This is a genomic window from Candidatus Nealsonbacteria bacterium DGGOD1a, from assembly GCA_022530585.1.
Classification (GTDB): domain Bacteria; phylum Patescibacteriota; class Minisyncoccia; order Minisyncoccales; family UBA5738; genus UBA5738.
The window spans coordinates 315,924-328,560 of record CP092821.1 but is presented as its reverse complement, the minus strand read 5'-3'; the positions used below and the strand labels follow the sequence as shown (position 1 = coordinate 328,560).

Below are 12,637 nucleotides of genomic sequence, written 5' to 3'. Positions count from 1 at the left end.
GTCTTCTATCTTTGTCCGCTTCCAAAATCAATTCTCATGCCCGATGCCCGAATCCGTCCGAAATTATCCGTTTTGTACCGAATAGCGCCCGGCTTATTCCATTATGAACCGGTTTGTGGTATATATCTATAAAGGTAAATAATTTTAATAATAAAAAAAATTATGGCAAAAAAAGTGAATTCGGCTTTTATGAAGCCAATGACCATCAGTGAAGAATTAGCGGTAATCGTCGGCAAAGGCCCAATGCCCAGGTCCGAAGTCGTCAAAAATCTCTGGGCCTATATTAAGAAGAACAATCTTCAGGACCCGAACAACAAACGCAACATCAATGCCGATGCCGGCTTGCAAGCGGTGTTCGGCGGCAAGAAAGTGGTCAATATGTTTGAAATGACCAAACTGGTTTCCGCCCACCTTTCATAGTTGTTAAATTCAAAAAAAACCGCCTCGCATTTTTGAGACGGTTTTTGTTTTAAAACCTTGCTATTTTTTATCAGACGAATTGATTTTTTGCATCCTCTTCCTGTGCCATCCCCAAAGAAACAGCGCGCCGATTAAAAATGCCGGGGCCGAAATTGTCAAAAACCACGAGGCCATATACCATTCAAAACCGTTCTTTAACGCTCCCACCATCACCATCACGATATAAAATATTCCCGCCAAAATGAATGTAATCCCGCCCACGATCTCGCGCTTCCACGAAATTGCCACGACCGCGGCCAACAACAACACCGGTATATTATGAACCAACAACCCCGCCGCGACTTCCGCAAAACTTTTCCCCGGTTCAAAAACATCCAAAGAAAACAACGCCAAAAACAGAACGAACATGATTGATAGTATTCGCGGAGCCCAATACGCGAACCCGTCGATTTTATTTGCCATATTTTTAAAAAAAGAATAAAGGTTACAAGGGTCTAACCCTTGTTCTTTTTAATTATCTTGAATTACGAAACCATTAAATTCAAATGCCTTGAAGGGGTTTAACCCTTGCGATTATCCCTCGCAAAAGCCTCGGGACAAGCGCGAGGGATAGACCCCAAATGCAAAGCGTTTCGTAATTCAAAGTAATTAACTATTTAGCGGCTATTTTTATTTCCCAGAGGCCGTGAACATTGCAGTAGGCGCGGGCGCCCACGATGTTCATCCGGGTCTGGAACTCGGATTCGGGCAAGTCGGCTGGTTTTAAAAATTTCTTGCCTGATTTGCCGTCGATAGTGTCAATTTCGATCCACTCGATATAATGTTCGGGCGTCATCGGATGCTCCACCGCGCCGATCTTTATTTTTACCCCGTCCTTGCCGCTGCAAACATTGGCCGGAAGCTCCGCCAGCGCCGGCAGGTGCTTCTCGGTACCCTCGTCCGAAGTTTTTGCGACCTGCAACTCCATGGGCTGTCCGCAACAAACCAATTGCCCCGCGCCCGCGCGCAAAACCTCAACAATATTCCCGCAAACCGCGCACTTATAAATCTCCTTAAATTGTGCCATATGTTTTTTTGTTATTATTTGCTAAATCCTTTTTAATTTTTTAATAATCTTTATGGCCTTGCGCCTTTAACTGCTTTTTCGCGGTTTTGAGGAATTTTCCGAATTGCCGGTCTTTTCGTCTTTTTTCGAGCTCGTTCATTTCGTAGAATTCCGATTCGGTTTTCAGTTTGGCGTAATTGTTGAATTTGTCTTCATCCAATTTGCCGGATTCAATCGCGGCCAGCACCGCGCACCCGGCCTCGTGGGTGTGGGTGCAGTCGGGGTATTTGCAATCCAAGGCCAGCGCGGCAATTTCGCCAAACAAATCATCAATTCCGGCGCCCGCGTCCGCCATCCCCACTTCTCTCATTCCGGGATTATCGATCACAATGCCGCCGCCCGTCGGGCGAGCTTCGCCAACGGGCGCGCCGTTTTCCAAAAAATACATTTCCCGGCTGGTAGTGGTGTGCCGGCCCCGGTCGGTGCGGAGATCAATTTCTTTGGTGTCGATGATTTCCTTGCCGATCAATTTGTTGATCAAAGACGATTTCCCCACGCCCGACGATCCCAGGAAACAATAAGTTTTCCCTTTTTCCAAATATCGTTTCAATGTATCCAACCCTGTTTCGGCCAGAGTGCTCGTCGCGACAATATCAACATCGCCAAACCGCGTTTTTATTCGCGCCATTTTTTCTTCCAACTCCTCCTTTGGGATCAGGTCGATTTTATTAAGAATAATCGCCGTTTTTATCCCGCCGTCATTGGCAATGGCAAAATATCTTTCAAAACGGTTCAAGCTGAAATCGCTGTCAACGGATTCAACGGCAAACGCGATATCGATATTCGCCGCGATTATCTGGACATCGTTTTTACCCACACATTTCCTTTTTATGATGGTTTTTCGCGGCAACACGCCACGGATTGCCGCCTGCCCCCCGCCAAGATCGGTAATCGCCGCCCAATCGCCCACGGCCGGATAATCTTCCCGGGACCGGGCGGCAAACATTTGCTTTCCCGTGATTTTTGCCGAATATTCGCCCTTGGTATTTTTTACCCGGTAAGCTCCTTTGTATTCGGCGATAACCCGCGCGACCGCAAAACCGTCCCATCCCAAACTCGTCCGATTGGCTTCAAAAAATTCCCCATACCCCAAATCTTCAAGTTTTAATTCCCTTTCCATGATAATTGCTTAAAAAAAGCTTTTCATAAAATACATCGCCAAAGCTCCGGCGGCAAAACTTATTATCCCCAATACGATCGATTTTGATATTTTCATATATTTCACCTCGCTAAAAACAATATATATGTTTTCGACTATCCTACAAGAAGTTCAACAAGTTAACAAGGGTCTAACCCTTGTTAAATGTATTTCTTATGTGGTCGCTATTCAATTGTCAGTTTTCCCAAAAATTCGCGAGTATTGCGAGCCAATAAAGCGTCGCGGCAAAATTCTTTGTAGATATTTACATTCCCAAAAACTTTTTCAAAGCAATCCCTTTTAATAATACCTAAATTGCGAGACCCAAATGCTTCTCCCAAACTACTAAATGGGTAGTCCATTGCAAATTGGAACGCAGTATCAAAATCATTTAACGCCGCCTCGATCCCACCTTCAAAAATCTCAAACGCATTAAAAACTTGGATATATGCGTCTAAGTATTGCAAATATTTTTCATCATTGACTGTTTTTCCTCGATATTGACCTTGGAATATTCTCCCAATCTCTTTCTTCTTGATATTTTGATAGACAGTATAGCCAGCGCCTATTTTTTTCATAAATTTGCTAATGCCTCCAGAAATAATTTCCCTTAAAAGCAAATGATAATGATTGGGTGATAAATGATAGGCGATGATTTCCACCAACTGTCTTTGAGGCCCCCATTCCTCTTGCCATTCAAATGTATTGTGTCCGCTAAATGGGTCCACCCCCATTAAAGATTTTTTCTTTGAAATAATTAGGTCTCCCAAACATTGGGCAAATCTAGTAATATCGCGCTCATCATTAAAAAAGCGCAACGCCCTAAGAAACCGCCAATAATCGGTTTTGCAAAAGAAAATATCTCCTTTTTTATTGCCCCGGTTATATGCATGAACAAAATTTCCAACGCCAAACGGTTCAACTTTAATACTCATATAAAATAAAAGACCATTCAACAACGACTATTCAACAAGGGTCTAACCCTTGTCGATGTGTTTTTTTTACCAACAAGGGTTAGACCCTTGTTAAACTTGTTGAATAACCCCTTGCTGAAGTTGAATAACCCCTTGCTGAATTTGTTTTTTTATCTTTCCAGTTCCACCACTTTAATTTTTCGGGATTCGGATTGTCAGTTTCCGCAAAATATACCGCTTCGCGGAATACATATAACAAACATCTGTCTTGAATCGCGCCCGCGAACCGGTTGGATTGTTCGTATAACTTTTCCGGGTCTTTACCCTTCAAATCCGCGACGGAGCGGATGCCGATATCCCGCAAGTCCCGCGCGATGCTTTTGCCAACCCCGGGAATTTTTCGCAAATCACAATTTTGATCCATATTCAAAGATTTTTTTGGCGGATGTTGGAATCCTTTTGCCACAAAGTCGTAATCAACGGATTCCATCGGCGTTCCGTCTTCGGGCCACAAAAAATCATATTTCCCGTTCCGCAACGCGTCAAACCGCGATTTTATTTTGGAAATCGCCAGCGAGAGCGCCTGAAGGCTGTCCATGCCGCCAACATTGTATGATTCGCCCTCGATCCCGTTGAATTGAACGCGGCAAAAACAATCCTTGCCGTCTTCGGTCGGTTGGGGCAAAAATATCTCAATGGTCACATTTTTTTTGGAACCGGATTCATTTTCCACCGCGACAACATTCCTTTTTGCGATTATATGGTCATTCTCCGACATATTTAATTTATAGTTTAAGTTGTATTTAAATACGATTTAAATATAACATTTTAAAACCACCATACCAAAAATCGCCAGCCGCTTTAGCGTGAAAGAGGGTGCAAACAGAGGGTTAGACCCTCTGAAATTTTTTAATGTTAATTTTTCGTTTTGTATTTCGGAGCTTCAAATCAGACGGTCAAAAACTCGTTCTTGAACTAAAAACACTGTTTGACGCGGTGCTTTTAGCGGCAGATTCCTCAAATTTACCCCCACTTGCGGCTAAGATGCGTTGGCCCAAGCCCAATTCGGGCTCGGCTACCCCTTTGCGAGGGAAGCCCCGGAAAACAGCAGGTTGGAGGGGCGACCGAAGCTTAGTCGGGGGCATAACCTACTTCCTGAAACCTCTGGCCTTGGCATGGTGGATGAGATTTGGGCAGAGGGCAACGACAATAGTTTGCTTTAATGGCTCGTTGGGGAGCCCAGAAGCTGAAGCGAACTGCCGAAAGGCAGGAGCGGGAGTAATTCCGCTTTTTTGTTGGCAAAATTTTGCGGCGCTCCGCGCGCTGTTTGTGGGGGGGGTGTGCGGAAACCGGAATTGTTTGATTTTGAAGCAAAAACAGGCCGATTTCACAATAATTGAAAAAATGGTACAAAATGTTAGAATCAACGAAATAGTGGATTCTAGCTTCAACATAAGAATTATTGAATTTAAGATTATGGCAATAGAATACGAAGATATAAGCAAACTGATACTTGACCCAGATAATGACAGATTTGCCGAATTGTATAATGGCAGCGAGAAAGAAGAAGATTTGATTGAATATTTGCTTTATACAGAATCGGCTGAAGAAATTGCTCAAAATATTTCCGACAGAAAAGAATTTTATCCAGACGAGGCGTTATGGGTTATGCCTTCGGGAGAGAATTTCATCGTAAAAGATGGCAATCGAAGATGTGCAGCGGCAAAGGCCCTGAATTTTCCCGGAAAATACGGTTTAAGTTTGCAAAAAATACAAATTGATAAGTTGCCGGTACTGATTTATACGGATCAAAACGAACTGGACCGAAGGATTAAAGAACAACATACTCATAGCCTTTTTCGGGAATGGGATCGCATCGCAAAAGCTTTGAAAGCATTTGAGATGCACAATACCGGATCTTCTGACGATTCAATAAAAGAAATAGATTCTAACCCCGGACAATTAATTAAACTTGCCAGTTTTTATTATGAGGCGGTTAAAATTGCCAAAGAAGATTTGAAAATATTATTACGGAGAGGAAAAGGTGGCATGGGTGGCAAAACTATTATATTCGAAAGGTTATTTAGTTTTAGTGAACTATGCGGATATAAATTTAAAAATAAACCGCATTATCAAATAGTGGTTAATGATGCAAATAAATTTTCTGAATATATTAATGCTTTGGTAGCTTATTTAAAAAACAATCCAAGCATCTCTCACATAGATGTCGATAGGGAAAAAGCAGAGTTTCTTAAAAGGTTAAATATACACGGTTTTGTTCCGTCAACTTCGATAAAACCGAATAGCCAAAAAACTAACCTAAATCAACAAAAAATAAATCTCCAATATAAAAAGGGGTCAACAAAGACCCGCCCCGTTTTTGAGAGAAAGGTGGTTGCTCCAAAACTAAAACACTTAATCGATGAATGTTACAGTCTAGATAATTCGCTTTTTTCCAATGCAAAAGTAGCACTTGCCCGTGTAGTTTTTGAATGCGTTTTGAAATATACAGTTAGCGAAACGGAATATAACGGAAAAAAAATAAAAGATTACAATCATTTTAAGTCCGCATTTTACGACAACAGGGTCCAACGAAAATATACGAATTTCAAAACCTTACGCATAAAATTTATCGAGCTAATAAATGATACTGGCAGTAAAAAAGCTTTTGAGCAATTTGATTTAGACCAACTTCATCAAATTATTCACAATTATAAAACTGGCGCAGGGCCAAACGATGCGAGAACTGTGGCGGATAACCTTATATCGTTAATTGAGTTTATGTTGCAAGATCCGAACGATTTAATTGCATCACTAAATACCAAAAAACTAATATGATATTTTATTCGCCATTAAGGTATCCGGGCGGAAAAAGCAAATTGGCAAAGTTTATTGCCTCAATTTGCGAGAAGAATAATATCAAGGGTCACTATGTTGAGCCGTACGCGGGGGGCGCGTCAGTCGCCCTTTATTTGCTAATAAACGGAAATATAAAAAAAATAATGATTAACGACCTTGATCGCGGTATTTACGCTTTTTGGTATTCAATTCTAAACAATACGGAAAAATTTTGCAGAAAAATTAGCAATACAAAAATTACCGTTAAGAACTGGAAAAAATTTAAAGAAATTAATTCAAACAGCGAAACAGCAGATTTATTTGATTTAGGCTTCGCAACATTTTTTCTTAATCGTACAAATCATTCAGGAATTATCGACGGCGGCGTGATAGGAGGAGAGAATCAAAAGGGAGAATATAAAATAGATTGCCGGTTTAATAAAAAAAATCTAATTGAAAAAATCGAACTTATTGCGTCACGCAAGGCCGATATTGAATTGTTTAATTTAGATGCCTTAGAACTTATAAAACAAATACAAGAGCAAAGCAATAATGAGAATACTATATTTTACTTCGATCCCCCGTACTATCTCAAAGGGCCTTCTTTATACTTAAATCATTACAAACAAGACAGTCATAAAAAAGTTAGCGAGGCAATACAAAAAATTCAAAATTCAAAATGGATCGTATCTTATGATGAGGCGAAAGAAATAAAAGATTTGTATCACGATTTTAAAACGATAGAATATTCTTTTTTGCATGTTGCCCACACTGTAAAAAAAGCAAACGAGGTTTTGTTTTTTAGTGAAAACATAGAAGTTGATTTAAATCAAAACCCAATCAAAATCTAATAGCTATCGATAAACTAAATACCCGCGCTGTGCGGGTTTTTAGTTGTTTACTAATTTATCTAAGGAAATTCCTAAAACTTTGCCACAGAGGGTTAGACCCTCTGAAATTTTTTAAAAACTTGTCAAATTAAACAGATTTTTGAGGGAATAACTGCTTTTGCAGTTGTTAGCAGTTAAATTTACCAAAAACTATCATCTACAAGGCCGCTGGAAGCTAAATATCGAGCCCCCGGTGGGTTTTCCTCGTCTTAGATCTAAATTTGCCAGTGGGCGGAATAAACCATAAGGGCATAATAATTTTACTCCCGCTTTTATTGTCTTGTTTTATTATCTTGCAAAATAATCAATGGCCTCTTTAACTCGAATATCAAAATCATTATCCATATTCAATACTTTAAGGTTATATTTTCTTGCCTCTTTTTCAAAAAAAACGCCATATTCACAAATCATATTTGCAATTTTTTGATAGGTTTCTTCTTTACCTGTTCTGGCAATTATCCAGTCATTCGGGGTTGTACTTTTCTTTATATCGCAAACAAACTTATTTCTATCGGATTTTACAAGAAATATGCAACTAACTTTATCCGGATATTTTATATTCAATTCTTGGGCAAGCCCCGGCTCGATATGGTAACCTTCGATAATAAAATCATTACCATCGGTAATTTCGCAAACTGCAAACATTTCTATCGCTTGATAAACAGTTTTTGCCTGCTGTTTATAGGCTTCAATAATTTCATTGGTTGAAAATTTAGAATATTTTTCATCATTATCCTTGCCTCGTTGATAATCTGCGGGAAATTTTATTGGAAAATCATTCTCGCGCATATATGGCTTAATGACATTTTGGAGCGTATCTGTGGAAACCCAAAGAATACCAAATGATTTTGATATTTTTTTTGCCAATGTGGTTTTTCCGCATTTTGGAGGGCCGCCAATTAAATAAATCATATTAAAAATTGTTTAATAAAATTTGAAATTATCGATTAATTTACATCTCGCTACTTACCTTCATAAATTTACCCTTAATTAATTTTTATATTTCTTCCTGATTCTATTAAGAAAACTTCCTTGAATTTTTTAAGATTTTCCAAATCATTTATTTTATTGTTAGCAATATATTCGGAAAAATTAAATAATTGAGGAATATTGTTAGTATAAATTATAAGTATGATTTCTTTAATTTCTTTGAGGCTAATTCTTTTGATATATCTATTTATTTGCTTCTTCTCCACTTTATGTGATTCGTATTCTTGAATTTTTTCGGCGGCGGGGTGGAAATTATCCGTGGATTGGATATATTTGAAATATCTTAACCAATATTTCACATATGTCCAATCCACAGAACAACGATGTTAATTTGAATGTGTTTCAGATCGCGCTGGGTTTATCATCTCCCTGGTTTGTCCAGAAAACCGAATTTTCCCAAAAAGAAGGACGGTTGGATATTCATATCAGTTATCCCAAAGGTTCCCGCTTCATTTGCCCGCTCTGCCATCAAGAGCATCCGATACATGATTATCAAGAACGCGTTTGGCGGCATTTGAATTTTTTCCAGTTTGCCGCTTACCTGCATGCGCCGCTGCCTCGCCTGCAATGTCCGAAAAGCAACAATACCACAATTACCGTTTCCGTTCCCTGGGCAAGGCCAAACAGCGGGTTCACTTTGCTTTTTGAAGCTTTCGCGATGGAATTGGCAAGCCACATGCCTCTGGCAATGGTTGAAAGAATTTTAGGAATTTACGACAACCGCATCATGCGAATCGTCCAGCATTATGTGCGGGAAGCCCGATTAAAAGTGGATATGTCGGGCGTGAACGGAGTCAGCGTCGATGAAACCAGCAAAGCCAAAGGACACGATTATATTACCGTATTTTCCGATCAAAAAGAAAGAAAAGTGCTTTATATCACTGAAAACCGGGACGCTAAAACCTTTGAATCATTTGCAGCCAACCTTGCCGCCCACAAGGGCGATCCGGCTAAAATCACCACCGCCTGCATTGATTTGTCCAAAGCATTCATCAAGGGAGTTACTGACTATTTGCCCAACGCCGGCATTGTTTTCGATAAATTCCATGTAATGGGATATGTTAACAACGCCGTTGATGAAGTCTGCCGCCAAGAGCGCAAAGCCAATCCCTTACTCAACGGCACCCGCTACGCTTTTCTCCATAGTCCGGAAAATACCACCGCAAAACAGAAAAAACAGCTGGAAAACTTGTGCAAGCTGAATCTCAAAACCGTGAAAGCCTATAATCTTAAACTCGCTTTGAAAGACATTTATTCCCTTACCAGTCCATATTATGCCGAATCAAAACTGAAAAACTGGTATTTCTGGGCCACCCATTGCCGCTTGCGGCCGATGATCGAGGCGGCCAAAACTATCAAACGCCATTGGCAAGGAGTTGTTAGCTATTTCAAAGACCGGGTTACCAATGCGTTCGCCGAAGCCATCAACGGCATCATTCAGACCATCAAACGCCAAGCCAGAGGCTTCAAAAATACCGATAATTTTATCACGCTGATTTACTTGCGTTTGGGGAAATTGCATTTTGACCTGCCGCCCGTAATCGGCTTAAATTCACATTAAATGGAGAAGAGCCATTTATTTTCTTTTTCAACGGTTCTGAAATAAATTTTTCCCATACTTCATCGGCATTGGCATTATATTCAAACTGGTTAGTTTCTGATATATATCTTGCATTTCCAGCTTCAGCAGTCTTTTCTCTCGCTTTCAAAACTTTCCCTTGGACTTCCAATTTATCAGACGGTGCACCTGTAACTTGGATTTTTTTATTCTTAAAAACAACATCTATCCCTTTTTTGTCTAAATTTTCGCTCTGATTAAAATCACTATTGGTAAAACTGATATTTTCATGTTTTAAAAATGATTTTACGATATCTAATTCTCTTTTTCTGTTCATAAATTATTTATACTATTTTTTATGACATACATTCCAACCCCTATTTTTGGTCTTTCTCTTTCCATAATGTCTTTAAATTTGCTTATTCATTTTTTTCAAAACACAAATATACGAAATGGGAGTTAATTTATTTATGTAAATGACCCTGCGGCAAGACCGACAGGGCGTTCGCAGCTACAATTCAAACAATCGTAACTGGCTCACGTCTTTTGGTCTGCCTTGGTTTTGAATGTATCGCTCAATAACTTTCCTATTACCGCGTGCGCTGATCGTAGCGATATAATAGCCGTCTGTCCAGAACTCTCCACCCCAGAGTTCTTTTTTAATTTCGGGAACTTGCCGGAACACCTCGCGCGCGGTAATGCTTTTTATTATTTTGATAACCTGGTCGCCGGAATACTTCGGCAGGAATCTTGCCAGAATATGGGCGTGGTCTTGGTCGAATCCCACATGGCTGATCTCAATGGCGTACCGTTCCATAAATCCTTTCAGGCTCTCGACAATTGCGACAATCACCTTTTCGTTCAGTAATGCTTTGCGATATTTGACCGTAATCTGGATGTGGTAATAACATTCGGAAACATTGTGGTACCAACGCCAGATATCCCGCTTTTCTTGCTCCATATTGGCTTATTGTAACACGGACGCGCTTTCGCGCGTGATGGTAGGGGGATATCCCCCTACCAAACCACCCCCTTAAGTTGTTCCCTGCGGCAAGACCGACAGGGTGAAAACATTATTTACATTTGGAAATGCCTCATCCAATCTATTTTATCACCCCAACTATCCCAAACATCGCCATAACCTTCTTTGCGCGTGATGTTCTCTATCTCCATTAAAAGTTTCTGTTGAACTTTGATATCGGCGTTCCCCAAAATAATCAATATTTGTTTTGTAAATTCATCTCCCGAAATACTCAATTTGCTTAAAGGATAGTTCCTTAACTCCCACTCATAATACTTATAATAAGGCCGCAACCTCCCGTGAATCGCGAAAACCGTATTAAGTAGCGGCAACATTGATTCTGATGCTTCTAATCGCGCTCCCACAATTTGACCATCACGAAAACATTTCAATGAACGATAGACCTCATTTACATAATAATCGAGTGCATCGCTAATAAACTTTCTTTTTACATTTTCCGGTATGCTCGCTTTTTCATCAAAAAGCTTTTTAATTTGACCGGTTTTATCAACCAACGGCGGTTTAATCCCAACATAATTATAGCGATACCAAACCATATCGCTGTCCCAAGCCGCAAATTTCTTGAATTCATTAAGCGTCATAACCCCAAGCTCAAATACCGGATTGCCGATTTTTTCGTAACGCGACTTATATTCATTTAATACTTCATCTGCAACTATCATCATACAATCATAATCTGATTCAGCGTGTTTAATAATACCCTTGCCTCGCGAGCCATCAAGCCAAAAGGCGAGAATATTTGGGTCGTTCTTTGCTTCCTCCAACACTTTATTGAATAATTTATCTGCACCTTGTATATCAGATTCCATAAATTTTATTTATTTTCCCTTGAAATTAGTTTTTTTCCCAAATTTATCAATTCATTTTCTTTTGATTGCGAATTTCCGTTAATTGCAAGAACACTGCCAACTATTTTCATCCCCATATGTTGGGTACAAAAAAAATTCATAATATCAAGACATTTTTTAACGGGTTCTTCCAATATCTTTCTACCCGCCAATGTTTGCATTGCTTTTTCCGCGTCAAAATTATCCAAAAATCGCACCTCTCCTTTCTTAAAGTTGCCTACGGCAAGCAAAGCAGCCTTTTTATCTTTTAATCCTTCCGAAAGATAAAGCGGCAAACATCTGTCCATAAAATTTTTCATTAAAGCGGTAACATTGGCAAAATATGTCGGACAACCAAAAATAATAATATCTGAATCTAACATTTTGCCATATAAATCTTGCATATCATCGTTTACGACGCATTTATGCGAATGGAAACATCCACCGCAAGCTAAACACGGCTTTATGTTTTTGTCTTTCAACAAAATTAACTCATAAAGACAACCCGTAGCGTCAAGGACTGTTTTCAACATGTAATTGGTATTTTTGTTCCTTGGACTACCCGATATACCAATAATTTTGATTTTTTCCGATTTAGCCATACTCCACGACTACATTAAAAAAATCTGATTTACTCGGATTTATTAAACCCGTCGGAATTAAAAGGGTTAGACTTTTAGGGCAGTTTTTCTTGCCAATCTTCTATTGTCAAACCTTTGCCGCGCTTTTTGACGACCACCTTTTGGCCTTTGCGCCAGCCGAGTTCCAGAATCAAGTTTCTGGGAATGGTAATCGAAAGAGAAGTTTTGCCGAGACGCGTAAGATTGCGAATATTTTTCTCCGAAGTTTTTCGGTTCATGCAGATTATATTTAAATATAGTTTAAATATAACATTTTGGTAAAAGATCTAATAGC

At 39.6% G+C, this 12,637-nt stretch carries 16 protein-coding genes; 4 read left to right on the top strand and 12 right to left on the bottom strand.

Annotated elements, in window-relative coordinates; genetic code table 11:
• Positions 1–162 precede the first annotated feature (162 nt).
• Positions 163–420 (top strand): SWIB/MDM2 domain-containing protein, encoded by a 258-nt coding sequence (locus L7H18_01670; protein UMX48232.1) that lies wholly within the window; start codon positions 163–165, stop codon positions 418–420.
• Between the two features lie 60 nt (positions 421–480).
• Here the strand turns inward: L7H18_01670 and L7H18_01665 are convergent, their stop codons facing one another.
• The 5 genes from L7H18_01665 to L7H18_01645 all read right to left on the bottom strand — a co-directional run bounded on the left by L7H18_01665 (position 481) and on the right by L7H18_01645 (position 4,001).
• On the bottom strand, positions 481–882 hold the full coding sequence (locus L7H18_01665) for a hypothetical protein (protein UMX48231.1): 402 nt from the start codon (positions 880–882) through the stop codon (positions 481–483).
• Positions 883–1,072: 190 nt separating this feature from the next.
• Positions 1,073–1,486 carry a desulfoferrodoxin gene (locus L7H18_01660; GenBank protein UMX48230.1) on the bottom strand — a complete coding sequence of 138 codons (414 nt, stop codon included), beginning with the start codon at positions 1,484–1,486 and terminating at the stop codon, positions 1,073–1,075.
• A gap of 40 nt (positions 1,487–1,526) precedes the next feature.
• Positions 1,527–2,645 carry a ribosome small subunit-dependent GTPase A gene (gene rsgA, locus L7H18_01655; protein UMX48229.1) on the bottom strand — a complete coding sequence of 373 codons (1,119 nt, stop codon included), beginning with the start codon at positions 2,643–2,645 and terminating at the stop codon, positions 1,527–1,529.
• 203 nt (positions 2,646–2,848) lie between these two features.
• Positions 2,849–3,598, bottom strand: a complete 750-nt coding sequence (locus L7H18_01650; GenBank protein UMX48228.1) for a transposase — start codon at positions 3,596–3,598, stop codon at positions 2,849–2,851.
• 79 nt (positions 3,599–3,677) lie between these two features.
• Entirely contained in the window at positions 3,678–4,001 is a 324-nt protein-coding gene (locus L7H18_01645) for a helix-hairpin-helix domain-containing protein (protein UMX48463.1), read from the bottom strand.
• A gap of 488 nt (positions 4,002–4,489) precedes the next feature.
• Here L7H18_01645 and L7H18_01640 point away from each other — a divergent pair, with 488 nt between their 5' ends.
• Complete coding sequence (locus L7H18_01640; protein UMX48227.1) at positions 4,490–6,415, top strand: hypothetical protein; 1,926 nt, start codon at positions 4,490–4,492, stop codon at positions 6,413–6,415.
• Positions 6,412–7,266 carry a DNA adenine methylase gene (locus tag L7H18_01635; GenBank protein ID UMX48226.1) on the top strand — a complete coding sequence of 285 codons (855 nt, stop codon included), beginning with the start codon at positions 6,412–6,414 and terminating at the stop codon, positions 7,264–7,266. The genes L7H18_01640 and L7H18_01635 overlap by 4 nt, the downstream gene beginning before the upstream one ends.
• A gap of 327 nt (positions 7,267–7,593) precedes the next feature.
• Here the strand turns inward: L7H18_01635 and L7H18_01630 are convergent, their stop codons facing one another.
• Positions 7,594–8,217, bottom strand: coding sequence for a hypothetical protein (locus L7H18_01630; GenBank protein ID UMX48225.1), 624 nt, complete (start codon positions 8,215–8,217; stop codon positions 7,594–7,596).
• Positions 8,218–8,291: 74 nt separating this feature from the next.
• Positions 8,292–8,609 (bottom strand): hypothetical protein, encoded by a 318-nt coding sequence (locus L7H18_01625; protein ID UMX48224.1) that lies wholly within the window; start codon positions 8,607–8,609, stop codon positions 8,292–8,294.
• Here L7H18_01625 and L7H18_01620 point away from each other — a divergent pair.
• Positions 8,597–9,856: an ISL3 family transposase gene (locus L7H18_01620; GenBank protein UMX48223.1), complete on the top strand. Its 1,260-nt coding sequence runs from the start codon at positions 8,597–8,599 to the stop codon at positions 9,854–9,856. The two genes, L7H18_01625 and L7H18_01620, sit on opposite strands and share 13 nt — an antisense overlap.
• Here the strand turns inward: L7H18_01620 and L7H18_01615 are convergent.
• From L7H18_01615 to L7H18_01595, 5 genes are all read right to left on the bottom strand, one after another.
• Entirely contained in the window at positions 9,783–10,190 is a 408-nt protein-coding gene (locus L7H18_01615) for a hypothetical protein (protein UMX48222.1), read from the bottom strand. The two genes, L7H18_01620 and L7H18_01615, sit on opposite strands and share 74 nt — an antisense overlap.
• A 174-nt stretch (positions 10,191–10,364) precedes the next feature.
• Positions 10,365–10,814, bottom strand: coding sequence for an IS200/IS605 family transposase (gene tnpA, locus L7H18_01610; GenBank protein UMX48221.1), 450 nt, complete (start codon positions 10,812–10,814; stop codon positions 10,365–10,367).
• 116 nt (positions 10,815–10,930) lie between these two features.
• Positions 10,931–11,704, bottom strand: coding sequence for a DUF4037 domain-containing protein (locus tag L7H18_01605; GenBank protein UMX48220.1), 774 nt, complete (start codon positions 11,702–11,704; stop codon positions 10,931–10,933).
• A 5-nt stretch (positions 11,705–11,709) separates the two neighbouring features.
• Positions 11,710–12,255, bottom strand: a complete 546-nt coding sequence (locus L7H18_01600; protein UMX48219.1) for a flavodoxin family protein — start codon at positions 12,253–12,255, stop codon at positions 11,710–11,712.
• 143 nt (positions 12,256–12,398) lie between these two features.
• Complete coding sequence (locus tag L7H18_01595) at positions 12,399–12,581, bottom strand: AbrB/MazE/SpoVT family DNA-binding domain-containing protein (GenBank protein ID UMX48218.1); 183 nt, start codon at positions 12,579–12,581, stop codon at positions 12,399–12,401.
• Between the last annotated feature and the right edge of the window lie 56 nt (positions 12,582–12,637).